A 25,882-nucleotide genomic window follows, 5' to 3' on the forward strand; every position below is an offset into this window, starting at 1 on the left:
ATGATCTTCGTTGCGTCCGGGGGAATTGCTGTCGCTGACGGCTCGGGCGACCCGACTGCCGTCAAGCAGAACGAAACCGGCGAATGGCTCGATAAGGACGGTAACCCGACCTACAAGATCAACGGCGACTCCGTCGACTGGTATACCTATTCGGGATACCGCCGCTATCACTCCGACTGCCATGTGTGTCATGGCCCCGACGGCATGGGCTCGAGCTATGCGCCCGCACTGAAGGATTCGCTCAAGACGATGAGCTACGCCGACTTTCTCGGCGTCGTCGCCTCGGGCCGCAAGAACATCTCGACCGCCACAGAGAACGTGATGCCGGCCTTCGGCGATAACCCGAACGTCGCCTGCTACATGGACGATCTCTACGTTTATCTGCGCGCCCGCTCCAACGACGCCTGGGGCCGTGTCCGTCCCGGCAAGCATGAGGACAAGAACGACGCCTACACCAAGAATGAAGACTCGTGCATGGGCAAGAAGTGAACGTTTAGGGCACGCCTGAGACTTGAGTCCTGGCATCCCCGCGAGAATTTGAGGAGCTACCGATGAAGACACGTGCCGCCGTCGCTTTCGAAGCCAAGAAACCGCTCGAGATCGTCGAAGTCGATCTGGAAGGGCCGAAGGCCGGCGAAGTCCTGGTCGAGATCAAGGCGACGGGCATCTGCCATACCGACGCCTATACTCTCGACGGCTTCGACAGCGAAGGGATCTTCCCCTCGATCCTCGGCCATGAGGGTGCGGGAATCATCCGCGAGATCGGCGCAGGCGTGACCTCGGTGAAGCCGGGCGATCACGTCATTCCGCTCTACACGCCTGAATGCCGGCAGTGCAAAAGCTGCCTGAGCCAGAAGACCAATCTTTGCACTGCGATCCGCGCGACCCAGGGCAAGGGCGTGATGCCCGATGGCACCAGCCGCTTTTCCTACAAGGGCAAGCCGATCTATCACTACATGGGCTGCTCGACCTTCTCCAACTTCACGGTGCTGCCGGAAATCGCGGTGGCGAAGATCCGCGAGGACGCCCCCTTCGACAAGAGCTGCTATATCGGCTGCGGCGTCACCACCGGCGTCGGCGCCGTCGTCAACACCGCGAAGGTCGAGCCGGGCTCCAACGTCGTCGTGTTCGGCCTCGGCGGCATCGGCCTCAACGTGATCCAGGGCGCCAAGATGGCCGGCGCCGACAAGATCATCGGCGTCGACGTCAACGACTCCAAGGAGGAATGGGGCCGCCGGTTCGGCATGACCGATTTCGTCAACCCCAAGAAGATCACCGGCGACATCGTCCCGCATCTCGTCACCCTGACCGACGGCGGTGCCGACTACACTTTCGACTGCACCGGCAACACCACGGTGATGCGCCAGGCGCTGGAAGCCTGCCATCGCGGCTGGGGCACCTCGATCATCATCGGCGTTGCCGAAGCCGGCAAGGAGATCGCCACCCGTCCGTTCCAGCTCGTCACCGGCCGTAACTGGCGCGGCACCGCCTTCGGCGGCGCCCGCGGTCGCACCGACGTGCCGAAGATCGTCGACTGGTACATGAACGGAAAGATCCAGATCGACCCCATGATCACCCACACGCTCAAGCTCGAAGACATCAACAAGGGCTTCGACCTGATGCATGAGGGAAAATCGATTCGTTCAGTCGTCGTGTTCTAGCTCGCAAGCGTCACACCCAAGGAGGATCGACCCATGACTTCACTGCATCCCTCGATCGACAACGGCCTCAAACAAGGCACCGGCCATTTTGCCGGCGGCACGCTCGCCTGCAAATGCAAGGACCATCAGGTCAAGATCGGCATCAAGGGCGACGTGGCACACAACCACGCCTGCGGTTGCACCAAGTGCTGGAAGCCGCAGGGCGCGAACTTCTCCGTCGTGGCCGTGGTGCCGCGCCAGAACGTCACCGTGCTCGAGAACGGCGACAAGCTCCAGATCGTCGACGCGTCCGCGGTGATCCAGCGTCACGCCTGCAAGGCCTGCGGCACCCATATGTACGGCCGCATCGAGAACAAGAACCATCCGTTCTACGGTCTCGATTTCGTCCATCCGGAGCTGTTCCAGGAGCAGGGCTCGCAGGCGCCGCAATTCGCCGCCTTCGTCTCCTCGATCATCGAATCCGGCGTCAAGCCCGAGCAGATGGCCGGCATCCGGTCGCGGCTGAAGGAAATCGGGCTCGAGCCCTATGACTGCCTGTCGCCGGCGCTGATGGATGCGATCGCGACCCACGTCGCGAAGGCGAAGGCCGCCTGAGCAAGGCCGCATGACGATGTCCCGTCCGCTCGCTGGTTCGCCAGCGAGCTGACCGGGCGCAACTCTCGAATGATCGCGGCGATACTTGCCGCCTGTGCACTCTGCGTATGCGAGCGCGTTCCGCTCCCTCAGTCCTGGTCTCTGAATGACTGCGCAGTGCCGCCCCCTTCCCGCTTGAAGTCAGCGCGGCCCGGCGATTCTCCCTCCCTCGACTGAGGACTACTGCTTCGTCCGCGCAGTCCCTCTGGCGGACGAAGCTTTTTTGATCTCTTCGATTTTTTTGATCGCCGACCGCGCGAGCTGTTACCGCGCCCCGCTTTTGACAAACCCCGGATGCAACCTGTTCACATCGGGGACAGCTGACCAGGAACACTCGGCTGTGAACACCGATCCGCCGCGATCTCTGCTACGATCGCGTCGTCACGATGCCGCGCGAGTTCAATCAAATAAGAACAAAACGGGAGGTATCGAACACATCCGGACATCACGATTCGTATGCCAGCCTCCCTGCCGGGATTTGCCCGCGCAGGACAACGGGCCGGACATGCGGTCGCACCACCCACGGACCATTGCGCCGACCAAGGTCGGCTATTCCAACATCGGCAAAGCTTATGAAGAGCGAGGGACGATCATGATCAAGGTGAAGATCAACGGCCAGGAACAGAGCTGGGACGGCGACCCGGATCTCCCGCTACTCTGGTTTCTGCGCGACGAAGCCGGCCTGACCGGCACCAAATTCGGCTGCGGCCAGGCCCTCTGCGGCGCCTGCACCGTCATCGTCGACAAGGAGGCGGTCCGCTCCTGCATCACATCGATCAACGACGTGGCGGGGCGCGAAGTCACCACCATCGAGGGGCTGCACCCGGATGGCGATCATCCTGTCCAGAAGGCCTGGCGCCAGGTCAATGTCCCCCAATGCGGCTTCTGCCAGGCCGGCCAGATCATGCAGGCGGCTGCGCTGCTGATGGACAATCCAAAGCCGTCGCATGACCAGATCCGCGAGGCGATGTCCGGCAACATCTGCCGTTGCGGCTGCTACCAGCGCATCGAGAATGCCGTCCACCTCGCATCAACGGGAGTGTGACATGAATTTCATCGACAAACCCGGCAAGCTCCGCGGCTTCGAAAAGCATCTGAAGGTCGAGAAAGTCTCACGCCGCAGCATCCTGAAGGGGCTCGGTGTCACCGGCGGCTTCGTGCTCGCCGCACCCGTGATGACGCGCCCGGCCTTTGCCTATGAGACCGGCGCAGGAAAAATGCCGCATGGCGTCGTGGTCGATCCACGCGTGTTCGTCGCGGTCGCGCCGGACGGCACCGTCACCATCCTCGCCCACCGCTCCGAAATGGGCACCGGCGTGCGCACCAGCCTGCCGCTGATCGTGGCCGAGGAGATGGAGGCCGACTGGTCCAAGGTCAAGGTGCAGCAGGCCCATGGCGACGAGGTCAAGTTCGGCAACCAGGACACCGACGGCTCGCGCAGCACGCGGCATTATCTGATCCCGATGCGCCAGATCGGCGCCTCCGCCCGCACCATGCTGGAGCAGGCCGCAGCGAAACGCTGGAATGTACCCGCGACCGAAGTGAAGGCCGTCAATCACGAGGTCGTCCACAGCGCCAGCGGACGCAAGCTCGGCTTCGGCGAGCTCGCGGCTGATGCTGCCAAGGAATCGGTGCCTGCTATCGAAGGCCTCAAGCTGAAGGACCCCAAGGACTTCCGCTATCTCGGCAAGGGCCAGGTCGGCATCGTCGATCTCCACGACATCACCACCGGCAAGGCGGGCTACGGCGCCGACGTGCGTCTTCCCGGCATGAAATACGCCGTGATCGCGCGCCCGCCGGTGACCGGCGGCAAGCTGACTTCGTTCGATCCGGACGCGGCGCTGAAGGTGCCGGGCGTCGAGAAGGTGATGAAGGTCCAGGGCTGGCCCTGGCCGTCGAAATTCCAGCCGCTCGGCGGCGTCGCGGTGATCGCACGCAACACAGGTGCGGCGATCAAGGGCCGCGACGCGCTGAAGCTGGTCTGGGACGACGGCGCCAACGGCAAATACGACTCGGTCGCCTACCGCAAGGAGCTCGAAGAGGCCTCGCGCAAGCCGGGCTTGGTCGTGCGCCAGGAGGGTGACGCGGACGCGGCGCTGAAGTCCGCCGCCAAGGTCGTCGTCGGCGAATATTACCTGCCCCACCTCGCCCATGTCAGCATGGAGCCGCCGGTGGCGGTTGCCGACGTCAAGGGCGACAAGGCGGAGATCTGGGCACCGGTGCAGAGCCCCGGCGGCACCCGCGAGGACGTCGCCAAGACTCTCGGCATTCCCGAGGGCAATGTCACCGTCAACGTCACGCTGCTCGGCGGTGGTTTCGGCCGCAAGTCGAAATGCGACTTTGCGCTCGAGGCCGCGCTGCTGTCGAAGGAGCTCGGCGTACCCGTGAAGGTGCAGTGGACGCGCGAGGACGACGTCCGCCACGACTTCCTGCACACCGTCTCGGTCGAACGGATCGAGGCGGGCCTCGACAAGGACGGCAAGGTCACGGCCTGGCGTCACCGCAGCGTCGCGCCGAGCATCGGCTCGACCTTCGCGGCGGGCACCAAGCACGAGGCGGCGTTCGAGCTCGGCATGGGTCTCGTCGACATGCCGTTCGAGATCGCCAACATCTCCTGCGAGAACCCGGAGGCAGCCGCGTTCACCCGCATCGGCTGGTTCCGTTCGGTCTCGAACATCCCGCGCGCCTTCGCGGTGCAGTCGATGGTGGGCGAGATCGCCAACGCGACCGGCCGCGACCAGAAGGAGACGCTGCTGGCTCTGATCGGCACGCCCCGTATCGTCAAGCCGGCGGTCAAGGATCTCTGGAACTACGGCGAGCCCTATGACAGCTACCCGATCGACACCGCGCGCCTGCGCAAGGTGGTCGAGCTGGTCGCCGAGAAGGGCGAATGGGGCCGTCAGGTGCCCAAGGGCCACGGACTCGGCATTGCCGTGCACCGCAGCTTCGTCAGCTACATCGCGACCATCGTCGAGGTGGCCGTCGACGAGAAGGGCAAGCTGACGGTGCCGCGGGTCGATACCGCGATCGATTGCGGCACCTATGTCAACCCCGAGCGCATCGCCTCGCAGATCGAGGGCGCCGCGATCATGGGCCTGAGCCTCGCCAAATATGGTGAGATCAGCTTCAAGGACGGCAAGGTGGAGCAGAAGAATTTTGACGACTTCCAGGTCGTCAGGATCGATGAGGCTCCGCTGGTGACAAATGTCTACATCGTCCCGCCCGCGTCGGACACGCCGCCGAGCGGCGTCGGCGAGCCCGGCGTGCCGCCCTTCGCGCCGGCGCTGATGAACGCGATCTTCGCCGCGACCGGCAAGCGCATCCGCGCGCTTCCGATCGGCAAGCAATTGGAGGCTTGAGGCGGAACATCCGGCGGCCTCGCGCCGTTTCCATCGATCTGACAGGAGCAGATCGATGACCAACATTCCCAGGGCGCTCGCAGTCTCGCTGCTGTCGAGCGCCTTTCTTTTGACCATTACAGCCGCGTTCGCCCAGAGCACCACGACGCCACCGACGACGGCGACGCGCCCCACCGCGCCGGAGCAGAATTCGCTTCCCAACGCCACCGCCCCGCCCGCCTCGACCACCCAGACCACCGGGCAAGGCAGCACCGATCCGAAGGTTCGGGAGATGAACCAGAAGGAGAAGGACAAGGTGGACAGGCAGGGGAAGTAGTGGCGTTCGCGGACTGAGATTCTCTCGCCGTCATGGCCGGGCTTGTCCCGGCCATCCACGAGCTTTGCCACAGAACTGGGAACGTGGATGCCCGGGACAAGCCCGGGCATGACGAGTTCGTGGTGAGGGCAGCGATCTTATCTCGCACGCAAAATGCGGCGGACGTTGCCGTCCGCCGCATTTGCCCCCTCTCGCTCCGCTTCTCTCGATCCGCCTGCGGAGCTTATTTCTTCAGCGCGAACACCCAGATCACGCCGCCTTGTGGCACGTTGGCCTCGATGCCGATATTGTTGGTCACGAGCGCGTCCTGGATGCGCTGCGCGTCCACGCCCCAACCCGACTGGATGGCGATGTACTGCGTGCCGTCGATCTCATAGGACATCGGCATGCCCATGATTCCGGAGTTGGTCTTCTGCTGCCACAACAGCTCGCCGGTCTTGGCATTGAAGGCGCGGAAGTTGCGGTCGTTGGTGCCGCCGGCGAACACGAGATCTCCCGCTGTCGCCGTCACCGAGCCGAACATCTGCGATTTCGGGAAGTTGTGTTGCCACACCTTCTTGCCGGTCGCGGGATCCCAGGCCTGGATCTCGCCGAAATGATCGGCGCCGGGCTTGGTCTTCAGGCCGATGTCCTCCGGCTTGGTGCCGAGCCAGAGTTCGCCGGGCTTGAGCGGGACCTTCTCGCCGGTGAAGCCGCCGCAGAAGTTCTCGTTGGCGGGCACGTAAACGAGGCCCGTCTTCTGGCTATAGGCCGCCGACGGCCAGTCCTTGCCGCCCCACAGTGACGGACAGAACTCGACGCGCTTGCCGACCACCGGCTTGTGATCGGGATCGAGGATCGGCTTGCCGTTCTCGTCGATGCCCTTCCAGACGTCGGTCGAGACGAACGGCCAGCCGGCGATGTAGTTGATCTTGGTCGGCGTGCGCTCGAGCACCCAGAAGATCGCGTCGCGGCCGGGATGGACCAGGCTCTTGATGCTGCGGCCGTCACGCTGGAGATCGATCAGCATCGGTGCATCGACCTCGTCCCAGTCCCAGGAATCGTTCTGGTGGTACTGATGATAGGTCTTGATCTTGCCGTTGCCGGGATCGAGCGCGAGCACCGACGAGGTGTAGAGATTGTCGCCTGGATGCATCTCGCCGGGCCATGGTGCGGCGTTGCCGACGCCCCAATAGATCGTCTTGGTGTCCTTGTCGTAAGTGCCGGTCATCCAGGCCGAGCCGCCGCCGTTCTTCCAGTCGTCACCCTGCCAGGTGTCATGGCCGGGCTCGCCCTCGCCGGGAATGGTGTAGGTGCGCCACAGCTCCTTGCCGTCCTTGGCATCGAAGGCGGCAACGTAGCCGCGCACGCCGAACTCGCCGCCGGAGCCGCCGACGATCACCTTGCCGTCGACGATCAGCGGCATCAGGGTCATGTACTGACCCTTCTTGTAATCCTGCACCTTGGTGTCCCACGCCACCTTGCCGGTCTTGGCGTCGAGCGCGACGACGTGGTCGTCGGTGGTCGCGAGATAAAGCTTGTCCTCCCACAGGCCGACGCCGCGGCTGGTCGGATGCAGCTGGAACAGATCGTCGGGGAGCTGCCGCTTGTAACGCCAATATTCATCGCCGGTCTTCGCGTTCAGCGCGATCACCTGCCCCATCGGGGTTGCCACGAACATCACGCCGTTGTTGACGATCGGCGGCGCCTCGTGGCCTTCGACCACGCCGGTGGCGAAGGTCCAGACCGGCGTGAGATCCTTGACGTTGGACGTGTTGATCTGGTCGAGCGGGCTGTAGCCCTGCCCGTCATAAGTGCGGCGATAGAGCATCCAGTTGCCCGGTTCGGGATTCTCCAGGCGTTGCTGGGTAACCGGCGCGTAGCTCTCGATCGGGCCGGCGATCGCAGCGGTCGAGACAACACACGTGAAGGCGACGAATCCGGACAGCAGCAATTGCTTCCTGGTCATTGACCTTTTCATGGACGTTTCCCCTTTTGATCCGATTGAATTCTTGTTTTGAATTCTTGTCGTTCGTCCCGAAATCCGCCCCTCGGCGGATGCGGCCTCTCGTGACGCGGGCCTATCCCGCGTTGTCCATCATCCCGGCTGCGCACCACCTACCTTTCCGATGAAACCACCCGCTACGCTGAGCGAGCCGTCAGCAAGCGCCAGCGGCAGCGCGGCGAGCCGCCGCGGCGCCGGCCCGAACACCACCTGCGCGCCCGCGCGGGGATCGTATTCGGAGTTGTGGCACACGCACTTGAACACCTCGGCGTCGCCGACATCGCTCTTTACCCAGGCGGTGACGGGACAGCCGGCATGGGCGCAGATCGCCGAATAGGCGAGGATGCCGTCGACGGCGCGCGCCTTGGTCTGCTCGTCGAGTTCGGCGGGATCGAGCCGGATGATCAGGAGCTCGTTGAGCCGCGAGGCGCTGCGCACCACCAACGTCCTGGGATCCTGCGGCCACGCATGCACCGGCGGACCGCCAAGCGTCAGGTCAGCTGCCTTGATGAGCTTTCCTTCGCCGTCGCCTTCCGAAAAAACCAGAAGGTCGCCCTTCTGCGGCCGCTCGTCGGAGCCGGGCGGATCTTCGCCCGCGCGCACCGGTGCAGAACAGCCGAGACACGCAGTGGTCGCGAGCGCACCAAGCACCAGCGTGCGCCGCGTTTGCTCCGCGCTCACATCAGCTTCAGGTTCCGCAGTGCTATCGGAGGATGACGGGGTGATGCTGAATGATGCGTGCGCCATGCACCATAGCAGGCGCTGGAACTCTGCCGAAATGAAGGCGCAGATTTGGCGCCGCAGTGCATCAATATGGCTTTACTCGCTTTGATTGAACACGATTGAACGCATTCAACGCGTTTTTGCCATTTCAATGTCATGGCGCGCGATCGGTATCATATTTTGCAGATCACACCGATGATGCGGGACTTGGGGGAGCGTCTCGTCGGCAACCCAACCGCAACGCGATACAACTGCACGCTTTGCAGGCAGCTTCGCCGTCGTCAGGACGACCTGAGCAGATGACGCGGCGCCGCGATGCGGCCGGCAATGGTGGCCGATGCCATCTCAAAGCTGTCGGCGATGCGACGCGCCTTGTCGATGAACAATGCCGCCGCCGGCGGCGGGCAGACTTCGCGGGCGGTCTGCTCGAACAGGTCGAGCCAGCGGTCGAAATGATCGCCAACCAGGCTGAGCGGCACATGCGCCCGCATCGGCGAGCCGTGGTAACGGCCGCTCATCAGGACGACCGAGGACCAGAAGTCCTTGAGCTTGGCGAGATGCTCGTCCCAGTTCTGGACGATCGCGAAGACCGGTCCGAGCAGCGCATCCTCGCGGACGCGTCCGTAGAAACGGGTGACGAGTTCCCCGATCATGTCCTCCGTAATCCCGGTGCGCTCGATCGCATCCTGGGCCAGCAGGTTCCGCCGCGTCGCCGCTGCTTCGCGCTCGGCCTTCAATCGATCCGACATATCCTTCGTTTTCCGTTCGTTGTTCCCGCGAGCCGCCCGTTCGACATTGTCGGGCCAAAGCGCCGCGACATCTTTGTCATAGCGCAAATTGCGGGATCGAGCGGCGGGTATGGAAGCCCGCCGCCCGCGCCGACATCAGGCGCTGTAACTGTAAAAGCCCTGCCCGGTCTTGCGGCCGAGATGGCCGGCGTCGACCATTTCCTTGAGCAAGGGGGCTGGACGATATTTAGGATCGTTGAAGCCCTTATAAAAGACCTCCATCACCGACAGCATGGTGTCGAGGCCGACGAGATCGGCCAGCGCCAGCGGCCCGATCGGATGGTTGCAGCCGAGCTTCATGCCGGCGTCGATCTCCTCGGCGGTGGCGATGCCCTCCTGGAGCGCGAAGATCGCCTCGTTGATCATCGGGCAGAGGATGCGGTTGACCGCGAAACCCGGGCTGTTCTTGGCCGTGATCGCGACCTTGCCGACGCGCTGGGCGAAATCGAGCGCCTTGGCGTGGGTGTCGTCCGAGGTCTGCAGGCCGCGGATCAGTTCCAGCAGCGCCATCACCGGAACCGGGTTGAAGAAGTGCATGCCGATGAAGCGATCCGGGCGATCGGTCGCGGCCGCAAGTTTGGTGATCGAGATCGACGAGGTGTTGGTCGCAACCAGCGTGCGCGGCGACAGCGTGGCGCAGAGATCCTTCAGGATCTTGACCTTGAGCTCCTCGTTCTCGGTCGCAGCCTCGATGACGAGATCGCAATCGGACAGTTTTGCGCGGTCGGTGGTGCCGGTGATGCGCTTGAGGGTCGCCTCGCGATCGGCCGCCGAGATCTTCTCCTTCTTGACCAGGCGCTCGAGGCTGCCGCCGACGGTCGACATGCCGCGGTTCACTGCCGCATCGGAGATGTCGACCATCACCACCGACAGTCCGGCCGCGGCGCTGATCTGGGCGATGCCGTTGCCCATGGTCCCTGCTCCAATGATGCCAACGGTATTGATCATGGAATGACGTCCTTCTCGTTGAGCGAGCCCGACCTTGAGCGGCGACGTGCCCGGTTTGACCTGAATTTCGAGCCGCGGCGTCTTAAGTGCTGCGCCGCATCCAGGCTCTTCCTTAAAGCATCCGTGGCGAGAATAAAGCCGCCTTTCAGGCCGCGGTGGGCATGATTTCGCGGTCTCGCGGCCTGACCGGCCCGAGTTGTGTGGCTGGCGTCGTCCCCGGGGACTGCCGAGGGCGCTGGGAAGGCCGGACGCAGGTTGGCACCGCGGCCCACTGCGCGATATGCGTCATTTCCGAATTTCTGTAACGGCGAATCCCTTCCTGAGCGGGCTTGACTTGCCCGAGCGAACGCACGACGAAGACGCTTGCCGATCCCGACTGAAATCGAAGGTGCCTGCCGATGGACGCGATCATCTACCACAATCCCGAATGCGGCACGTCGCGCTCCACGCTTGCCACGATCCGCAATGCCGGGATCGAGCCGCACGTGATCGAATATCTGAAGACGCCGCCGTCGCGCCCGCTGCTCCAGCAGCTGATCGCCCGCATGGGAATTTCGGTGCGCGAGGCTGTTCGCGAGAAGGCCGCACCCTATGCGGAGCTTGGGCTCGACAATCCTGACTTGACCGACGATCAACTGCTCGATGCGATGATGGCCCATCCCATCCTGATCAACCGGCCAATCGTGGTCACGCCGAACGGCGTGAGGCTTTGCCGTCCCTCCGAACTGGTGCTGGATCTGTTGCCCTCGGCGCAAAATCCGGGATGAACGACTTCACGCGATCCATCGCTGCCGCGTTCACGCTGATTGGCGAAGCCGATCCCGAGCTGCTCGGTATCGTCGCGCTGTCGGTGCGCGTCAGCCTGACGGCCAGCATCATCGCGCTTCTGATCGGCGCGCCGTTCGGCGCCCTGCTTGCGATCACCCGCTTTCGCGGGCGGCAGGTCATCATCGTGCTGACCAATGCGCTGCTTGGGTTGCCGCCGGTCGTGGTCGGGCTTGCGCTTTATCTTCTGCTGTCGCGCTCCGGCCCGCTCGGAACCGCGGGCCTGCTGTTCACGCCGACGGCCATGGTCGTCGCGCAGACGCTGCTCGCGACCCCGATCGTGGTCGCGCTGGTGCACCGGCCGGCGAGCCTGCTGTGGGCCGAGTATGGCGACCTCGCGCGGATTGACGGATTGTCGATGCTGCGCAGCATCGGCCTGTTGTTCGCGCTCGGCCGGACCTCGCTGCTCACGGCCTTTCTCGCCGCGTTCGGGCGCGCGATCGCCGAGGTCGGCGCCATCATCATCGTCGGCGGCAACATCCGCGGCTTCACCCGCACGATGACGACGGCGATCGCGCTGGAGACCAGCAAGGGCGACCTGCCGCTGGCGCTGGGGCTCGGGCTGATCCTGCTCGCACTCAGCGTCGCCGTCTCGACCGTCGCCTTCCTGCTAGTGGGACGCGTTGGGGAAAAATAGCTGCTCGCCACCGACCTTGTAGCCGGCGATCGCATCCTGCCCCTTCGGCGAGATCAGCCAGTCGATGAAGGCCTGCCCGTCTTTCGCCTTCACATTCGGATGCTTGTCCGGATTGACCAGCATGACGCCGTACTGATTGAACAGCCGCTTGTCGCCTTCGGTCAGGATCACGAGCTCCCCCCTGTTCTTGAACGACAGCCAGGTGCCGCGGTCTGACAGCAGATACGCGTTCGACGACGACGCCATGTTCAGCGCCGGGCCCATGCCCTGGCCGATCTCGCGGTACCAGCTGTCTTTGCCATTGGCAGGGTCGATGCCGGCCTCTTTCCACAACCGCAGCTCGGCCGAATGCGTGCCGGATTTGTCGCCGCGCGAGATGAACGGCGCCTTTGCCGCAGCGATCTTGCGCAGGGCGTCGGCGACGTCCTTGTCGCCGGCGATCTTCGCGGGATCGCTCTTCGGGCCAACGATGATGAAATCGTTATACATGACGTCGAAGCGCTTCACGCCCTGCCCCTCGGACATGAACTTGTCTTCGGCCGGCCTGTCATGGACGAACACCACGTCGGCATCACCCCGCCGTCCGATGTCGAGCGCCTGGCCGGTGCCGACGGCGACGACCTTCACCGCGACGCCCCCGGCCCTCGAGAACAGCGGCAGCAGATGGCCGAACAGGCCCGACTGCTCCGTCGACGTCGTCGAGGCCACGGTGATGCTGCGGTCCTGCGCATAGGCATATGTCGACCAGAACAAAATCGCGGCGATAGCGGCAAGCTTCTTCATTGCGTCGTCCTCATTCCCCAAGTGCCTCAAATTAGGCGGGGAAGATGACGCTTGAAAGCCCGACGTTTGGTGCAACGGTTCAATGCGGGTTCCCTCACGCCAGCCTCACGGACGTTGAACCTCGCGTGAGCCGTCGTACGAGAATGCGGCGGCGCGGAATATTGCCTGCCCCATCCGATCCCTGGGATAGAAAGGTTTGGAGCGTCCAATGACAAAGACAAGCATCACTGCCGCCCTGCGGATCATATTGTCGCTTGCAATTGCCGGCCCGGCGCAGGCCTGGCCCGGACAGTCGTCAAGCGTCGACTGCGCGTGGGGCGGTGAACCCACGGAATGCGAGGCACTCACCATGGCGCTCGTCCGCAAGCATGCGCTGGCGCATCTGCAAGGCCGCAAGGCAGAGCACGCCGTGATGCCGCTTGCTCCGGCGCACCAGTTCGATCGCGATCAGGATCCGCTCGCATCGATGCATCTCGAATGAAGATGCGGCGCGAGACTGTGCAGATGTTCTGCAATTGGTCCCGCCTCAATTGACAGGGGTATGACGGCCGGGCATTTTTTCACATTGCTGGCGAATCAGCGATTGCCTACGGCCTGAGTACTTCTTGGACAACTCCCAGTGCTTTCGAAACTGATATCGTTGCTGACCCGCATTCCTGCGGTGAAATGGGCGTTCAACAGGCTTCGGCCCCTGCCGCATGGCGGCAGCATCGACCTGACGCCGAGCACTGCAAGTGAGCAGTCCACGGTCCCTGCGATCGCAGAAGCCGCTCCGACCGTCGATACCATCTGCGCTAAGCCCGACCATCGCGACGCCGACGTCGAACTCACTGCTGCGCTGGTCGAGGACAACGCCGCGACGCCTGTCGTTGAGGATCGCCCGTCCGCGGAGTTGGCCGATCTCAGCGCGAGCGACGGTTTGTCCCCGGAGATTTTGGCAGAGGTTGAGCCCGCCGCCGTCGAAGAGATTTCAGTCCCTGCAGTCGAGGTCGCGAGCGCGCCGGTTGAGAGGCCTGACGTCGTCAGCCATGCTCCGCCTGCGGAACTCCTGGCGGATGCTGAACCCGAGGTCGTGGAAGAGGCACCGGCCTCTTCTATCGAGATCGAGGCCGTCGTCGCGGAGCCCGTCTTTATCGCGGCTGCCGAGATAGAGACGGCTCCGGTCGAGGCCACCGAGCTCATCGTTGACGAAACAGCAGCCGTCGCTTCCGTGGAGATCGAACCGGTCGCCGACGACGAGACGCCCGTGATCGTCGGCGACACTGAGGTCCCCGCGCCTGTTATCGCCGAGGCCGGCATCGACAACGAGCCGGCTCCGAGCGTCGCGGCAGAGATCGAACCGCTCGTCGCAAGTGATCCTGCGCCGGTCGCAGCGCCTCTCGTTGAGGACATGACCGACGACGCGCCCGTTGCCGCCGCGCACATCGATCCGGCTCCTGAAGCTCCCGCGCCGAAGAGTGCTGCCGTCCCAAAGGCGCGCGCAAAGCTCGCCGAGCCCGCCGATCGCGCCGCGCTGATCCGGCAGCGCTGGGCCGAGACCGGCATCAGGATGTGGAATCCGCGTCTGCACGGCGCGGGCGAGGCGACGCTGAACATCCAGGGCAGCATCGGCCTGCTGCCGCCCGAGGCCGGCGAGACCATGCCGCGCTACGACAAGCTCGAATTCAGGATGCTCGGCGGCCAGATCGTCTGCGAGGGCGTCATCGTCGAAGCGCCCGTGCACGCGGGCCAGCGCAGCTTTACCAGGCTCGCCGAACCGCGCAGCCCCGATCGTTCCCGTGAGCCGGTGCGTGAACGCCGCGCCGCCCTCGCCTGATCCCTTTTTCGGCTGCGATAACGCTCGCCATATGCTAGGCTGATGCCTTGGATATGGGAGTTCGCATGTCCGTAAAATTGCTGATCGTGATCGCCGCCCTCTGCGTCTCGCAAGGCGCACTCGCCGCGTCCCACAAACGGCCGCGCCACGTGCACGCAGCACCGCCTGCCACCGATCCTGCGGCTCCCTACAAAGCCAACCGGCTTTCCTCCTCGCGCGGCGAGACCGTCCTCGACACGCCCGGCCAGACCACCGTGCTGACGCGGCAGGTGCTCGACGACATGAAGGCGACGAGCCTCCGCGATGCCATGCGCTCGACCGCCGGCGTAACGATCGGGCGCTAGAGCATCTCGCGACGCCTCATCCCGCAGCATCCAGCCTAGGGCTGGTCGATCCGCGCGGAGCCGCGGTCGGAACCGCAACAGCATCAGGGAGGACATCCCTGAGAGGGCCCGCATGCGCGCTGGTGCTCTCGTGGCCTGAGCGTTCACACGGCGCAATAGCGCTCCTGGATGTCCTTGTCGGCAAGCAGTGCGGCGGCGCTGCTCTCGTGCACGACCTCGCCCTGGTCGATGATCACGGCGCGGTCGGCCAGCCGTAGCGCCCATTCGACGTTCTGCTCGACCAGCAGCAGCGTCTTGCCCTCGTCTCGAAGCCGGCGGAACAGCACGCCCATCTCCTCGACCAGCACGGGCATGATACCTTCCGAGGGTTCGTCGAGCAGGATCATCCTGGGATCGGCGATCAGCGCACGTGCGATCGCCAGCATCTGCTGCTCGCCGCCGGAGAGCGTCACGCCCTCCTGGTCGAGCCGCTCCTTCAGGCGCGGAAACGTCTCCGCGATCTCGTCGATCGCGGCGCGCTCGTCGAGCTCCCGCCCAGCCGCGACAAGGCCGAGCCGCAGATTCTCGCGCACGGTGAGGCCGGGAACGATGCGGCGCTCCTCGGGCACGTAGGCCAGACCGAGATGGAAGCGCTGATGGGCGCGCAGCGGCAGCAGCTCCTTGCCGGCGAACCGCACGCGGCCGGCCGCCTTGGGCATCAGGCCCATCATCGCCCGCAAGGTGGTGGTCTTGCCGGCGCCGTTGCGGCCAACCAAAGCGACCACCTCGCCCTCGTTCACGTGAAGGGAAATACCGTGAAGGATGTGGCTCGCGCCGTACCAGGCGTGGAGATCGTTGATGTCGAGCAGTGCGGTCTCAGCCATAGCCTTCACTCTGTCCGAGATAGACCCGCCGGACCTCCGGATTGCTCCTGATCTCATCGGGCGCGCCGTCCGCCAGCAAACGACCGTGGTGCAGCACCACGACCCGCCTGGACAGGCCCAGCACCATCTTCATCTTGTGCTCGACCAGCAGCACGGTGCGCTTGTCGGCAAGCCGCTCCAGAAGCGCGACCATGTCCTTGGTCTCCTCAGGACCCATGCCGGCGGTCGGTTCATCCAGCAGCAGCAGTTCCGGCTCGGAAACCAGCGCAATTGCGATCTCCAGCGCGCGCTGCTGGCCGTGCGAGAGGAACTTTGCCAGTTCGCCGCGCTTCCCGAGCAGACCGACCGCGTCCAGCGCGGCATCGGCCTTCGCGGCAAGCTCCGGCATCCGCGTGCGGTTGCGCCAGATGTCATAGCTGACGGTCAGCGCCTGCGCAGCAACGCGCACGTTCTCGTGCACGCTGAGGTCAGGGAAGATGTTGGTGATCTGATAGGAGCGCGAAATGCCCTGATGCACGAAGCGGTGCTGCGGCAGGCCGTTCAACTCGAGTCCCCGGAAATGCAGTTTGCCCGAGGTCGGCGTCAGCGCACCGGAGAGGATGTTGAAGAAGGTGCTTTTACCCGCCCCGTTCGGCCCGATGATCGAGGTGAGCTGACCGGCTGCAAAGGACAGGCTGATGTCCTCGAGCGCCGTGAAGCCACCAAAGCGCTTGCCGATGCCCTCGGCACGAAGCAGCTCGCCGCTCATGGCCGCGCCTTTCCGATGCGGAGTGCCTCGAGCAGCGTGCCCCAGATTCCCTTGGGCAGGAACAGGACAAACAGCACGAAGATCGTACCGACAAAAATCTGCCAATGCGGCGTCCAGACCGAAATGACGTCTTCCAAAATCAGGAATGTCGCCGCGCCGACGAACGGGCCGAAGAAGCTGCGGGCGCCGCCGAGCAGCACCATCATCACGATCATGCCCGAAGTCTGGTAGTGCAGGATGTCCAGCGGCACGATCGACAGATGCAACGCCAGCATGCAGCCGCCGAGCGAGGAGATCGCCCCGGACAGCATGAACACGACCAGCTTGCTGCGCTCGATATTGTAGCCGCAGGCCCGCGCCCGCTGCTCGTTCTCGCGGATCGCCTCGATCACTGCACCGAACGGCGAGTTCAGGATGCGCGACTGGACCCACATCGCCAGCGCCGCAAGCACCATCAGCACGTAATACTTGTTGACGGGATCGAGGAAGTTGATGGAGAGACCAAGCAGGTTGATGTGGTCGACGGTGAAGCCACGCAGACCGTTCTCACCACCGGTGAATGATGACGCCTGCAGCGCGAGGTAGTAGATGAGCTGCGCCAGTGCGAGCGTGACCATGGAAAAATAGATGCCGCGGGTCCGCGTCGAAATCACGCCGACCAGAGCTGCGAGCACGGCGCTGCAGAATACAGCAACGCCGATTGCGGCAAACCACGGCACGCCATAGCGGCCGATCGCGATACCCGTGATGTATGCGCCGCAACCGAAGAAGGCGGCGTGGCCGAACGACAACAGCCCGGTGTAGCCGAACAGCAGATTGTAGCCCATCACCACGACGCCGTAGATCAGGACGTTGACGGCCAGAGCCTTCGACGGCAGCAGCCACGGAAGCAACACCAGCACCGCAATGGAGAGCAGCACGCGCTGGTCGAACAGCCAGGCGAGCCGGCCGGACACCGCAGTGGCGGCAATGTTGGAGGACGACGACGTCATGCAGTCCGCCCCTTCACGCCGAACAGGCCCTGCGGCCTGATGAGCAGCACCACGGCCATCAACGCGAACATCACGATAGTCGCCATTTCGGGCGCGAACAGGGCCACCATGCTGATGGAGATGCCGACCATGACGCCGGCGACGACAGCCCCGGCGATGGAGCCCAAGCCGCCGATCACGGTCACCACGAAGGCCTCCGCCAAAACCAGCGAACCCATCTCCGGATTGACGCTGCGCATCGGACCGGCGAGCACGCCGCCAAGGGCCGCAAGCCCGACGCCGAGACCAAAGATCGCAAGCCAGACGCGGCCGATATCGACGCCGAGCACCTGCATGATGGTCGGATCGCGCGCGCCGGCGCGCACGATCAGGCCGATGCGGGTCTTCTCCAGCAGGAGCCAGAGTACCAACAACACCACGGCGACCAGTGCGATGACGAACAGGCGGTAGCGCGGGAAGAAGCCGACGCCCAAGTCGAGCACACCGATGAGCTGCGACGGAGTCGGAAACGGAATGCCGTCGCTGCCGAACACGATGCGCACGCCTTCGACCAGGATATAGCTGAGTCCGAAGGTCAGCAGCAGCGGATCGTCGATCGAGCGTCCGTAGAGCCTGCGGATGAGCACGAACTCGATCAGCATGCCGAAGGCACCCATCAGGATGGGCGCCAGCAGCAATCCCCACCAGAAGCTTCCGGTGAGCGAGGCCAGATACAGCCCGGCATAGGCTCCGATCATGAACAGCGCGCCGTGGGCGAAGTTCACCACCCCGAGCATGCCGAACACGATGGTCAGCCCAAGCGCAGTGATGACCAGGACCGCCCCGAGGGCGATCCCGGACAGAAGCTGCATGACGATCAGCGACAGGTCCATCGGCTAAGGCTTCAAGTCGCGTGGCCGAGTTCGCTGCAGCTGCGCAGCATGTTGTCCGAGCCTGCGTCGTTGGCGACGATCGCGAACAGATCGTTGTCATTGGCCATCGCAGACTTCTTCTTGGACTCGAGCACCAGGACTGACTGCACCGACTGGTGGTCGCATTTGCGGTAATGCTGCGGCCCCTTGGTCAGATCATATTGCAGCTTCTCCAGCGCATCGACGACCTTGTCGTTGTCGGTGCCGCCGGCGGCCTGCATGGCAAGCAGCAACGACCCCACACCCGAATAGCCGTAGGCACCGTAATCGGTAGGGACAGCCCCACCATTGGCGGCCTTGAACGCCGCGTTGAAGCTTGCTGCCGTCTTGCTCTGCGTTTCCAAGCCCCAATAGTAGTTGGCGCCGCCGACGACGCCCTCGAACACATCGGGGCCGACCGCGACTCGCTGGTTGTGCAGGATCACGGGCACGATGATCTTCATCTGCTGCTTGACGCCGAAATCCACCGCCTGCTTGATCGAATTGGCCTGGTCGCGGCCGAAATTGGAGATACAGAGCACGTCGGGCCGCATCGACATCAGGCGCGGCATGAACGTCGAGTAATCGGCAGCGCCCAGCGGATGCAGGATCTCGCCGACGTTCTCGGCGCCGATCGCCGCCTGTGCGCGCTTGAAGCCACGCAGCATCTCATGCCCATAGGCGTAGTCGGCAACGAGGTGTGCGACCTTCATGCCCTTCTTCAGGGTCATCTGCGCCACCGCCGCCGTAGTCATGTGCGGGTTGAGCGCCTCGTGGAAGGTATATTTGCTGAAATCCTTGGCCTCGTTGATGGTGTCGGACTGGCTGATCGAGACATAGATGACGCCGCGGGCGCGCGTGACCTCGTTGACCCCGAGCTGCACGGCACTGGAGAGCGCACCGACCACGGCATGGACCTTGTCCTTCTCGATCAGCTCGAGCGTGCGGGTCGCAGCCTCGCCGGCGTTGAGCTTGTCGTCGCGCACCAGCAGCTCGACCTTGCGACCGGCGATGCCGCCCTTGTCGTTGGCGAGCTTGACCGCGAGCTCGGCGCATTTGACCTGATCGCGGGCCTCGGCGGCATAGGGGCCGGTCAAGGGCGTCGGGAAGCCGATACGAATGGTTTCATCGGCAGCCCGACCGAGCCTGGGCATGGCGAGCGTGGCGACACCGGCGGACATGCCGGCGAGCGCGGTGCGGCGGGAGATCTTCAGGCGCGTCTGGTTCGAACCGATGGTCTTCATGATGTCCTCCTCCTTGATGTTTTTTCTAGAATCGCTTCAGGGCCTTCAGAACAATTGTGGGCGTGATCGGGATCGAATTGATCGTCGCACCGAACGGCGCCAGCGCGTCGTTGACGGCGTTGAGCACGCAAGCGGAGGCTGCCGCCGTGCCGGCTTCGCCAACCCCCTTGGCGCCAAGCGCGGTGTCCGCGGTCGGCGTCTCGACATGCGCGATCTCGATATCGGGCATCTCCACCGACATCGGCACAAGATAATCGGCCAGCGAGCCGTTCATCAGCTGGCCGGTGTCGCCGTAGCGGCATTCCTCGAACAGCGCAGCGCCCAGACCCTGCACGACGCCGCCGCGAAGCTGCTCGTCCACCAGCATCGGATTGATGATGCGACCGCAATCCTCAACGACGTAATGCATCAACAGCTTGATGAAGCCGGTCTCGACATCGACCTCCAGCACGCAGCCCTGAATGCCGTTGGTGAAGGCGAAGGGATAGCCCTGTGGCGCGAAATGGTGGCTGACGGTGAGCTGCGCCTGGGTGCCCGGAGGCAGCGTGTCCGAGCGGAAATACGCGATGCGCGCAATCTCGGAGATCGGCAGGCGCTGATTCCGCGTCGTCGCGTCGACCACCTGGCCATCGATGATGTCGAGCGCCGACGGCTGCTCTTGCAGGATGAGCGCAGCGATCTCCAGGATGTTGCGCTTGAGGGCGCGCGTGGCCTGGAGCGCGGTCTCGCCACCGATGCCGGCGCCACGGCAAGCCCAGGTCGCGCCACCATGCGGTGTCACCTCGGTGTCGCCGGTCACGACCTTGACGTGCTCCTGCGCCACGCCGAGCTGATCGGCCACGATCTGGCTGATGATCGCCTCGGTCCCCTGCCCCTGCTCGGTGACCGAGATCATGCAGCGCACCTCGCCCGACGGCGTCAGGCTGAGAATCGCGCCGTCCTGCGAGGAGATGCGGGCGCCGCCGACGCCGTAGAAGGCCGGGCTCGGGTTGGTGATCTCGATGAAGGTCGCAATGCCGATGCCGCGATAGACGCCGCGCTTGCGCAGATCGGCCTGCTCGGCCCGCAGCGCGTCGTAATTCATCATCTGATGCAAGCGTTTCAGACACACCTGATGCGACAGCGCCTCGAAGCGGTAGCCGGTCGGCGAGGTCTGCGGATAAGCATCGTCGGCAATCACGTTCAGCGCGCGGATCGCGAAGGGATCGAGGCCAACCTTGCTTGCCGCCATGTCGACCAGCCGCTCGGTGACGGCGCAAGCGATGGGATGACCCACGGCGCGATATTGGCTGGTCTGAACCTTGTTCTGGAACAACACTTCCAGCGTCGCGCGATAGTTCTTGAACCGGTATGGACCGCCGATCAGGCGGATCACCTGGTTGCCTTCGACCACGCTGGTGCGCGGATAGGTCGAGAACGCGCCGATCGCGGTGAGATCCACAACGTCCATTGCCAGGATCTCGCCCTTGGCATCCAGCGCCATGCGGGCGCGGACACGGTGATCGCGGGCGTGGATGTCGGAGACAAAGGATTCGATGCGGTCAGCGACATATTTGACGGGACGACCAAGCAGGATCGAGAGGCCGACCACCGCCATGTCTTCGTGATAGACATGGAGCTTCATCCCGAAGGAGCCGCCGATATCGGTCGCGATGACGCGAACACGAGCCTCGGGTATGCCGTAGTGACGCGAATAGAGATCCTGGAACTGGTACGGCGTCTGCGTCGCGTGATGGACGGTGAGCATGCCCGCGGAGGGGTCGTAATCGGCGACGATCGCGCGCGGCTCCAGCGTCACGGCCGTATGACGCCCGAAAGAAAGCTCTTCCTCCACCACATGAGCCGCGTTCGCGAAGGCGTCGTCGACGGCGCCGCTGTCGAGCTGGCTGCGGAAGCAGACATTGTTGGCGGTACCGGGATTGATCACCGGGCCGCCGGCCTGGCGCGCCGCGTCGATGTCCACGACCAGAGGAAGATCCTCGTAATCGACCTCGATCAATTCCAGCGCATCCTCTGCGATCGCCCGGCTCTCGGCGACGACCGCAACGACCGCCTGCCCCGCCCAGACCACGCGGTCGAGCGGCAGCGGCAATTGCGGCGATGAGGTCATGCCCTTGAAATGATCGAGCGTCCCGACCCAGGGCGTGCAGATCTCTGCCAGATCTGCTCCCGTCGCCACGAGATGCACGCCTTCGAGCGCGCGGGCCTCGCCGGTCTTGATCACGACGATCCTGGCGTGCGCATGCGGGCTACGCAGGAAGGCGGCATGCAGCATGCGCGGCAGCTTGAGATCGCTGATGTAGCGCCCGCGGCCGGCCAACAGCCGCTTGGCGTTCGGACGCGGGACCGAGCGGCCGATATAGGAGTTCGGACGGTCAAGCGAGGTCAGCGGTGCGCTCATGTTGCGCCTCCGCCGCCGCTTCGCGCTTTGGCAACTGCGTCGATCGCATCGACGATCGCCTCATAACCGGTACAGCGGCAGTAATTCCCCGACAGCGCGTCGCGGATCTGTTCGCGGCTCGGCTGCGCCAGCTGCGACAAGAGCTCCTGCGCATTGATGAGCATGCCCGGCGTACAGAAGCCGCACTGCAGCGCGTTGCGGCGGTGGAATTCAGCCTGGAGGTCGGCCATCACGCCGCTCTCGGTGAGGCCCTCAATGGTGTTGATCTCAGCGCCATCGGCCTGCACCGCGAACATGAGGCAGGAATGCACGGCGCGGCCGTCGAGCTGCACCAGACAGGCGCCGCAGGCCCCCATCTCGCAGCCGGCATGGGTGCCGGTCAGCTCGAGCTGATTGCGCAGGCAGTCGACCAGCGTCTCGCGCGGCGCGACCTCGCAGGCGACCTTGCGACCGTTGACGATCAGGCGAACCCGCACGGTCTCGTCGGCTTCATCCAGCAAGGCTTGGTCAAAGCCGCTCATGCCCCGTCCCTCAGACGTCCGAGCAGCCGCCCCAGCAGGACGCGGGCGAGATGCAGTCGCATCGCCGGCGGCACTTCGTCGCTCTCCGGCGGTGCGAGATCGCCTTCGAGCGCGGCCTGCGCGGCAGCGATGCGCTCAGCGTCCAAATTCGAGCCGATCAGGGCGGCCTCTGCGCCCTTCACCCGCATCGGAATGTTGCCGACCGAGAAGAAGGAGATGCGGATCTCCTTGATGTGGTCGCCGATGCAGGTGGCAAGCATGCCGCAACCGACCAGCGCGTAGTCACCGCGCCTGCGCGCAAGCTCGTCGAACGCAAAGCGCTGTCCAGTCCTGAACAGGGGCACGTAGACCGCGGTGATCAGTTCGCCGGGCTGCAACGCGGTCTCGAACAGATCGAGGAAGAATTCGTCGGCCTTGACGCGCCGGATGCCCGCGGTGCCCACGATCTCGATTTCGGCATCGAGCGCCAGCGTCATCGCCGGGAATTCGGATGCGGGATCGGCAAGCGCAACGCTGCCGCCGAACGTGCCGCGGTTGCGGATCGCGGGATGGGCGACAAAGGGCGCGGCGGCGTGGAGAAGCGGCGCGAACTCGGCGATTAGGGGCTCGCTCAGCATCTCGCAATGCCGCGTCAGCGCTCCGATGCGCAAATAGCCGCCTTCCCGCCTGACGCCGCGCAGCTCGTCGATATGGGTGATGTCGATCAGGAGCCGCGGCGCCTGCAGGCGCAGTGACAGCGCCGGCACCAGGCTCTGGCCGCCGGCGACGTAACGTGCGTCGTCGCCCACGCGCGCATGAGCGTCAAGCGCCTGGTCGATCGTGGCAGCACGAAAATAGCTGAAAGCCCTCGCCTTCACCGCCGTTTCCTCGATATCCCTCGGCTCATCAGCCGGGACTCCAGATTTGTAACCATCTGGTCTCAAAATCCTGACATGCCATCGGGGGACGGTCAACAGGAAATGACCATTTGGTCACAAATGCATCTTTAGGCTAAGAAGGCGGAAGAGATCGCGATTCACGGCAAAATGGCGAAAAAGACGCAGAAGACGGCGAAACGACCGCGGCGGCGGACCGAGACGCGTGAGACGGCCGGCCCGAAGCGCCGCAACATGCGTGCGGCCGACCGTGAGCGCGCGATCCTGGACGAGGCGATCCGCTTCTTTGCCGAGCGCGGCTTCGAGGGCCAGACCCGAGAGCTCGCCAAGCGCATGGGCATCACCCATTCGGCGATCTATCGCCACTTCCCGAGCAAGGAAGCGCTGATCGAGCGGGTCTATCAGGAGGTCTATCTCAGCCGCTGGTCGCCGGACTGGGGCCCGCTGATCCGTGATCGCTCACAGTCGCTGGAAACCCGGCTGACGCGCTTCTACCTCGGTTATGTCGAACGCGTGTTCGAGTACAATTGGGTGCGGATCTTCGTTTCATCAGGCATGAAGTCGTTCGACATCACCGGCCGTTATCTCGACATCGTTCGCCGCGAGATCATCGAGCCGGCGGCAGCCGAGTTGCGCCACGAACTGAAATTGCCTGATGTGAAGGCGCAGCCGCTTGGTGAACGCGAGACGGAGTTGTTCTGGGGCCTGCACGGCCGCATCTTCTACCTCGCGATCCGCAAGTTCATCTACGGGACGCCGATCCCGTCCGACCTCGACGCGATCGTGCGTGACGCGGTTCTCTCCTTCATGGACGGCGCGAAGGCCACGATGCCGAAGCTGTTGGTGAGCGGCTGACTATTTCGCCAGGCTCGGCAGATCGAGCCCCTTATCGCGCGCGCAATCGATCGCGGTGTCGTAGCCCGCATCCGCATGGCGCATGACGCCGCTGGCGGGATCGTTCCAGAGCACGCGCTCGATCCGCCTGGCCGCCTCCGGCGTGCCGTCGGCAACAATCACCATGCCGGCGTGCTGGGAATAGCCGATGCCGACCCCGCCGCCATGATGCAGCGAGACCCAGGTCGCGCCGCTGGCGCAATTGAGCAGGGCATTGAGCAGCGGCCAGTCGGACACCGCGTCCGAGCCGTCCTTCATCGCCTCGGTCTCGCGGTTGGGACTTGCGACCGAACCGCTGTCGAGATGATCGCGACCGATCACGATCGGCGCCTTCAACTCGCCGCGTGCCACCATCTCGTTGAAGGCAAGACCGAGGCGATCGCGATCGCCGAGGCCGACCCAGCAAATGCGTGCCGGCAGGCCCTGGAACTTGATGCGCTCTTTGGCCATGTCGAGCCAGTTATGCAGATGCTTGTCGTCGGGCATCAGTTCCTTGACCTTGGCGTCGGTCTTGAAAATGTCCTCGGGATCGCCCGACAGTGCGGCCCAGCGGAACGGCCCGACGCCGCGGCAGAACAGCGGCCGGATATAGGCTGGCACGAAGCCGGGGAAATCGAAGGCGTTCTTCAGGCCCATGTCCTGCGCCATCTGGCGGATGTTGTTGCCATAGTCGAGCGTGGGAATGCCCTGCGCATGAAAATCCAGCATGGCCTGGACGTGCTCGACCATCGACGTCTTCGAGGCACGCTCCACCCCCTTCGGATCGGAAGCGCGCTTGGCTTCCCAATCGGAAAGCGTCCAGCCCTTCGGCAAGTATCCGTTGATCGGATCATGCGCGCTGGTCTGGTCGGTGACGATGTCGGGCTTGACGCCGCGGCGCACGAGCTCAGGGAAAATCTCCGCGGCATTGCCGAGCAGACCGACAGAGACGGCCTTCTTCGTCCTTGCTGCCTCCGCCATGATCGCCAGCGCTTCATCGAGAGTTGTGGCCTGGCGATCGAGATAACCGGTCCGCAGGCGCATCTCGATGCGACTCGGCTGGCACTCGACCGCGAGCATCGAAGCGCCGGCCATGGTCGCCGCCAGCGGCTGCGCGCCGCCCATGCCGCCGAGGCCGGCGGTGAGGATCCATTTGCCTGCAAGGCTGCCACCATAATGGCGGCGGCCCACCTCGACAAAGGTTTCGTAGGTGCCCTGCACGATGCCCTGGCTACCGATATAGATCCAGGAGCCCGCCGTCATCTGGCCGTACATCATCAGGCCCTGGCGATCGAGCTCGTTGAAATGATCGAGCGTCGCCCAATGCGGCACGATGTTGGAGTTCGCGATCAGCACGCGCGGCGCATCGGCATGGGTGCGGAACACACCGACGGGCTTGCCGGACTGCACCAGCAGCGTCTGGTCGTTTTCGAGCTTGCGCAACGCATTCGTGATGCGGTCAAAGCTCTCCCAGTCGCGCGCGGCGCGGCCGATGCCGCCATACACGACGAGTTCGCTCGGGCGCTCCGCGACATCAGGGTCGAGATTGTTCATGAGCATGCGGAGCGGCGCTTCCGTCAGCCAGCTCTTGGCGCTGATGTCGCTGCCGCGGGGGGCGCGGATGGTGCGGTCATTGTCCAGTCGGCGGTTCATGAGGA

Annotated in this window: 26 protein-coding genes; 12 read left to right on the forward strand and 14 right to left on the reverse strand. The window is 64.3% G+C overall.

Annotation, left to right across the window (positions count from 1 at the left end; genetic code table 11):
* From JQ631_RS21395 to JQ631_RS21420, 6 genes are all read left to right on the forward strand, one after another.
* Nucleotides 1-489, forward strand: coding sequence for a c-type cytochrome, methanol metabolism-related (locus JQ631_RS21395; RefSeq protein ID WP_212331486.1), 489 nt, complete (start codon nucleotides 1-3; stop codon nucleotides 487-489).
* A gap of 62 nt (nucleotides 490-551) precedes the next feature.
* Nucleotides 552-1,661 carry an S-(hydroxymethyl)glutathione dehydrogenase/class III alcohol dehydrogenase gene (locus tag JQ631_RS21400; protein WP_195803158.1) on the forward strand — a complete coding sequence of 370 codons (1,110 nt, stop codon included), beginning with the start codon at nucleotides 552-554 and terminating at the stop codon, nucleotides 1,659-1,661.
* Between the two features lie 33 nt (nucleotides 1,662-1,694).
* On the forward strand, nucleotides 1,695-2,255 hold the full coding sequence (gfa, locus tag JQ631_RS21405; protein ID WP_212328919.1) for an S-(hydroxymethyl)glutathione synthase: 561 nt from the start codon (nucleotides 1,695-1,697) through the stop codon (nucleotides 2,253-2,255).
* Between the two features lie 631 nt (nucleotides 2,256-2,886).
* Entirely contained in the window at nucleotides 2,887-3,339 is a 453-nt protein-coding gene (locus JQ631_RS21410) for a (2Fe-2S)-binding protein (protein ID WP_128950514.1), read from the forward strand.
* Nucleotide 3,340: 1 nt separating this feature from the next.
* On the forward strand, nucleotides 3,341-5,653 hold the full coding sequence (locus JQ631_RS21415) for a xanthine dehydrogenase family protein molybdopterin-binding subunit (RefSeq protein ID WP_212328920.1): 2,313 nt from the start codon (nucleotides 3,341-3,343) through the stop codon (nucleotides 5,651-5,653).
* A 55-nt stretch (nucleotides 5,654-5,708) separates the two neighbouring features.
* Nucleotides 5,709-5,969, forward strand: a complete 261-nt coding sequence (locus JQ631_RS21420) for a hypothetical protein (protein WP_212328921.1) — start codon at nucleotides 5,709-5,711, stop codon at nucleotides 5,967-5,969.
* Between the two features lie 223 nt (nucleotides 5,970-6,192).
* Here JQ631_RS21420 and JQ631_RS21425 read toward each other — a convergent pair whose 3' ends face one another.
* The 4 genes from JQ631_RS21425 to JQ631_RS21440 form a co-directional block, all read right to left on the reverse strand.
* The gene (locus JQ631_RS21425) at nucleotides 6,193-7,917 is read right to left on the reverse strand and encodes a methanol/ethanol family PQQ-dependent dehydrogenase (protein ID WP_212331489.1); all 1,725 of its coding nucleotides are present in this window, start codon (nucleotides 7,915-7,917) and stop codon (nucleotides 6,193-6,195) included.
* A 129-nt stretch (nucleotides 7,918-8,046) separates the two neighbouring features.
* A complete protein-coding gene (locus JQ631_RS21430) occupies nucleotides 8,047-8,700 on the reverse strand; it encodes a QcrA and Rieske domain-containing protein (RefSeq protein ID WP_212328922.1) in 654 nt (217 codons plus the stop codon).
* Nucleotides 8,701-8,957: 257 nt separating this feature from the next.
* Nucleotides 8,958-9,425, reverse strand: a complete 468-nt coding sequence (locus tag JQ631_RS21435) for a group III truncated hemoglobin (RefSeq protein ID WP_212328923.1) — start codon at nucleotides 9,423-9,425, stop codon at nucleotides 8,958-8,960.
* A 135-nt stretch (nucleotides 9,426-9,560) separates the two neighbouring features.
* Nucleotides 9,561-10,412, reverse strand: a complete 852-nt coding sequence (locus tag JQ631_RS21440; RefSeq protein WP_212328924.1) for a 3-hydroxybutyryl-CoA dehydrogenase — start codon at nucleotides 10,410-10,412, stop codon at nucleotides 9,561-9,563.
* Nucleotides 10,413-10,810: 398 nt separating this feature from the next.
* Here JQ631_RS21440 and arsC point away from each other — a divergent pair, with 398 nt between their 5' ends.
* Both arsC and JQ631_RS21450 read left to right on the forward strand, forming a co-directional pair.
* Nucleotides 10,811-11,179 carry an arsenate reductase (glutaredoxin) gene (gene arsC, locus JQ631_RS21445; RefSeq protein ID WP_212328925.1) on the forward strand — a complete coding sequence of 123 codons (369 nt, stop codon included), beginning with the start codon at nucleotides 10,811-10,813 and terminating at the stop codon, nucleotides 11,177-11,179.
* Complete coding sequence (locus tag JQ631_RS21450) at nucleotides 11,176-11,874, forward strand: ABC transporter permease (RefSeq protein ID WP_212328926.1); 699 nt, start codon at nucleotides 11,176-11,178, stop codon at nucleotides 11,872-11,874. Before arsC ends, JQ631_RS21450 begins: the two co-directional genes overlap by 4 nt.
* Here JQ631_RS21450 and JQ631_RS21455 read toward each other — a convergent pair.
* Nucleotides 11,848-12,657 carry an ABC transporter substrate-binding protein gene (locus JQ631_RS21455; protein ID WP_212328927.1) on the reverse strand — a complete coding sequence of 270 codons (810 nt, stop codon included), beginning with the start codon at nucleotides 12,655-12,657 and terminating at the stop codon, nucleotides 11,848-11,850. The genes JQ631_RS21450 and JQ631_RS21455 overlap by 27 nt on opposite strands.
* Before the next feature lie 208 nt (nucleotides 12,658-12,865).
* Here JQ631_RS21455 and JQ631_RS21460 point away from each other — a divergent pair, with 208 nt between their 5' ends.
* The 3 genes from JQ631_RS21460 (at nucleotide 12,866) to JQ631_RS21470 (ending at nucleotide 14,817) form a co-directional block, all read left to right on the forward strand.
* Nucleotides 12,866-13,138, forward strand: a complete 273-nt coding sequence (locus tag JQ631_RS21460; protein WP_212328928.1) for a hypothetical protein — start codon at nucleotides 12,866-12,868, stop codon at nucleotides 13,136-13,138.
* A gap of 138 nt (nucleotides 13,139-13,276) precedes the next feature.
* Nucleotides 13,277-14,473 carry a hypothetical protein gene (locus JQ631_RS21465; RefSeq protein WP_212328929.1) on the forward strand — a complete coding sequence of 399 codons (1,197 nt, stop codon included), beginning with the start codon at nucleotides 13,277-13,279 and terminating at the stop codon, nucleotides 14,471-14,473.
* 53 nt (nucleotides 14,474-14,526) lie between these two features.
* Nucleotides 14,527-14,817: a TonB-dependent receptor plug domain-containing protein gene (locus JQ631_RS21470; protein ID WP_433995522.1), complete on the forward strand. Its 291-nt coding sequence runs from the start codon at nucleotides 14,527-14,529 to the stop codon at nucleotides 14,815-14,817.
* A 143-nt stretch (nucleotides 14,818-14,960) separates the two neighbouring features.
* On the opposite strand, the gene JQ631_RS21475 is transcribed toward JQ631_RS21470, so the two are convergent.
* Genes JQ631_RS21475 through JQ631_RS21510 form a run of 8 tightly spaced genes read right to left on the reverse strand, consistent with a single transcriptional unit; the run spans nucleotide 14,961 to nucleotide 23,333 of the window.
* Nucleotides 14,961-15,680: an ABC transporter ATP-binding protein gene (locus JQ631_RS21475; RefSeq protein WP_212328931.1), complete on the reverse strand. Its 720-nt coding sequence runs from the start codon at nucleotides 15,678-15,680 to the stop codon at nucleotides 14,961-14,963.
* Nucleotides 15,673-16,428: an ABC transporter ATP-binding protein gene (locus tag JQ631_RS21480; protein WP_212328932.1), complete on the reverse strand. Its 756-nt coding sequence runs from the start codon at nucleotides 16,426-16,428 to the stop codon at nucleotides 15,673-15,675. Before JQ631_RS21480 ends, JQ631_RS21475 begins: the two co-directional genes overlap by 8 nt.
* Nucleotides 16,425-17,420, reverse strand: coding sequence for a branched-chain amino acid ABC transporter permease (locus JQ631_RS21485; protein WP_212328933.1), 996 nt, complete (start codon nucleotides 17,418-17,420; stop codon nucleotides 16,425-16,427). The genes JQ631_RS21480 and JQ631_RS21485 overlap by 4 nt, the downstream gene beginning before the upstream one ends.
* Nucleotides 17,417-18,292, reverse strand: coding sequence for a branched-chain amino acid ABC transporter permease (locus JQ631_RS21490; RefSeq protein ID WP_212328934.1), 876 nt, complete (start codon nucleotides 18,290-18,292; stop codon nucleotides 17,417-17,419). The genes JQ631_RS21485 and JQ631_RS21490 overlap by 4 nt, the downstream gene beginning before the upstream one ends.
* Nucleotides 18,293-18,303: 11 nt before the next feature.
* Nucleotides 18,304-19,554, reverse strand: a complete 1,251-nt coding sequence (locus JQ631_RS21495) for an ABC transporter substrate-binding protein (protein WP_212328935.1) — start codon at nucleotides 19,552-19,554, stop codon at nucleotides 18,304-18,306.
* A gap of 25 nt (nucleotides 19,555-19,579) precedes the next feature.
* Nucleotides 19,580-21,955, reverse strand: a complete 2,376-nt coding sequence (locus tag JQ631_RS21500; RefSeq protein WP_212328936.1) for a xanthine dehydrogenase family protein molybdopterin-binding subunit — start codon at nucleotides 21,953-21,955, stop codon at nucleotides 19,580-19,582.
* Nucleotides 21,952-22,476: a (2Fe-2S)-binding protein gene (locus JQ631_RS21505; protein ID WP_212328937.1), complete on the reverse strand. Its 525-nt coding sequence runs from the start codon at nucleotides 22,474-22,476 to the stop codon at nucleotides 21,952-21,954. The genes JQ631_RS21500 and JQ631_RS21505 overlap by 4 nt, the downstream gene beginning before the upstream one ends.
* Nucleotides 22,473-23,333 carry an FAD binding domain-containing protein gene (locus tag JQ631_RS21510; protein ID WP_212328938.1) on the reverse strand — a complete coding sequence of 287 codons (861 nt, stop codon included), beginning with the start codon at nucleotides 23,331-23,333 and terminating at the stop codon, nucleotides 22,473-22,475. The genes JQ631_RS21505 and JQ631_RS21510 overlap by 4 nt, the downstream gene beginning before the upstream one ends.
* A 252-nt stretch (nucleotides 23,334-23,585) precedes the next feature.
* Here JQ631_RS21510 and JQ631_RS21515 point away from each other — a divergent pair, with 252 nt between their 5' ends.
* On the forward strand, nucleotides 23,586-24,206 hold the full coding sequence (locus JQ631_RS21515) for a TetR/AcrR family transcriptional regulator (protein ID WP_212331492.1): 621 nt from the start codon (nucleotides 23,586-23,588) through the stop codon (nucleotides 24,204-24,206).
* On the opposite strand, the gene hutU is transcribed toward JQ631_RS21515, so the two are convergent.
* Nucleotides 24,207-25,877: a urocanate hydratase gene (gene hutU / locus JQ631_RS21520; protein ID WP_212328939.1), complete on the reverse strand. Its 1,671-nt coding sequence runs from the start codon at nucleotides 25,875-25,877 to the stop codon at nucleotides 24,207-24,209.
* Between the last annotated feature and the right edge of the window lie 5 nt (nucleotides 25,878-25,882).

This window comes from Bradyrhizobium manausense (assembly GCF_018131105.1).
Classification (GTDB): Bacteria; Pseudomonadota; Alphaproteobacteria; order Rhizobiales; family Xanthobacteraceae; genus Bradyrhizobium; species Bradyrhizobium manausense_B.

Bases quoted from the DNA above. Each gene is read 5' to 3' on its own strand.
- JQ631_RS21395 (WP_212331486.1), top strand. From the start codon at position 1: ATGATCTTCGTTGCGTCCGGGGGAATTGCTGTCGCTGACGGCTCGGGC.
- JQ631_RS21400 (WP_195803158.1), top strand. From the start codon at position 552: ATGAAGACACGTGCCGCCGTCGCTTTCGAAGCCAAGAAACCGCTCGAG.
- gfa (WP_212328919.1), top strand. From the start codon at position 1,695: ATGACTTCACTGCATCCCTCGATCGACAACGGCCTCAAACAAGGCACC.
- JQ631_RS21410 (WP_128950514.1), top strand. From the start codon at position 2,887: ATGATCAAGGTGAAGATCAACGGCCAGGAACAGAGCTGGGACGGCGAC.
- JQ631_RS21415 (WP_212328920.1), top strand. From the start codon at position 3,341: ATGAATTTCATCGACAAACCCGGCAAGCTCCGCGGCTTCGAAAAGCAT.
- JQ631_RS21420 (WP_212328921.1), top strand. From the start codon at position 5,709: ATGACCAACATTCCCAGGGCGCTCGCAGTCTCGCTGCTGTCGAGCGCC.
- JQ631_RS21425 (WP_212331489.1), bottom strand. From the start codon at position 7,917: ATGACCAGGAAGCAATTGCTGCTGTCCGGATTCGTCGCCTTCACGTGT.
- JQ631_RS21430 (WP_212328922.1), bottom strand. From the start codon at position 8,700: ATGGCGCACGCATCATTCAGCATCACCCCGTCATCCTCCGATAGCACT.
- JQ631_RS21435 (WP_212328923.1), bottom strand. From the start codon at position 9,425: ATGTCGGATCGATTGAAGGCCGAGCGCGAAGCAGCGGCGACGCGGCGG.
- JQ631_RS21440 (WP_212328924.1), bottom strand. From the start codon at position 10,412: ATGATCAATACCGTTGGCATCATTGGAGCAGGGACCATGGGCAACGGC.
- arsC (WP_212328925.1), top strand. From the start codon at position 10,811: ATGGACGCGATCATCTACCACAATCCCGAATGCGGCACGTCGCGCTCC.
- JQ631_RS21450 (WP_212328926.1), top strand. From the start codon at position 11,176: ATGAACGACTTCACGCGATCCATCGCTGCCGCGTTCACGCTGATTGGC.
- JQ631_RS21455 (WP_212328927.1), bottom strand. From the start codon at position 12,657: ATGAAGAAGCTTGCCGCTATCGCCGCGATTTTGTTCTGGTCGACATAT.
- JQ631_RS21460 (WP_212328928.1), top strand. From the start codon at position 12,866: ATGACAAAGACAAGCATCACTGCCGCCCTGCGGATCATATTGTCGCTT.
- JQ631_RS21470 (WP_433995522.1), top strand. From the start codon at position 14,527: ATGGGAGTTCGCATGTCCGTAAAATTGCTGATCGTGATCGCCGCCCTC.
- JQ631_RS21475 (WP_212328931.1), bottom strand. From the start codon at position 15,680: ATGGCTGAGACCGCACTGCTCGACATCAACGATCTCCACGCCTGGTAC.
- JQ631_RS21480 (WP_212328932.1), bottom strand. From the start codon at position 16,428: ATGAGCGGCGAGCTGCTTCGTGCCGAGGGCATCGGCAAGCGCTTTGGT.
- JQ631_RS21485 (WP_212328933.1), bottom strand. From the start codon at position 17,420: ATGACGTCGTCGTCCTCCAACATTGCCGCCACTGCGGTGTCCGGCCGG.
- JQ631_RS21490 (WP_212328934.1), bottom strand. From the start codon at position 18,292: ATGGACCTGTCGCTGATCGTCATGCAGCTTCTGTCCGGGATCGCCCTC.
- JQ631_RS21495 (WP_212328935.1), bottom strand. From the start codon at position 19,554: ATGAAGACCATCGGTTCGAACCAGACGCGCCTGAAGATCTCCCGCCGC.
- JQ631_RS21500 (WP_212328936.1), bottom strand. From the start codon at position 21,955: ATGAGCGCACCGCTGACCTCGCTTGACCGTCCGAACTCCTATATCGGC.
- JQ631_RS21505 (WP_212328937.1), bottom strand. From the start codon at position 22,476: ATGAGCGGCTTTGACCAAGCCTTGCTGGATGAAGCCGACGAGACCGTG.
- JQ631_RS21515 (WP_212331492.1), top strand. From the start codon at position 23,586: ATGCGTGCGGCCGACCGTGAGCGCGCGATCCTGGACGAGGCGATCCGC.
- hutU (WP_212328939.1), bottom strand. From the start codon at position 25,877: ATGAACCGCCGACTGGACAATGACCGCACCATCCGCGCCCCCCGCGGC.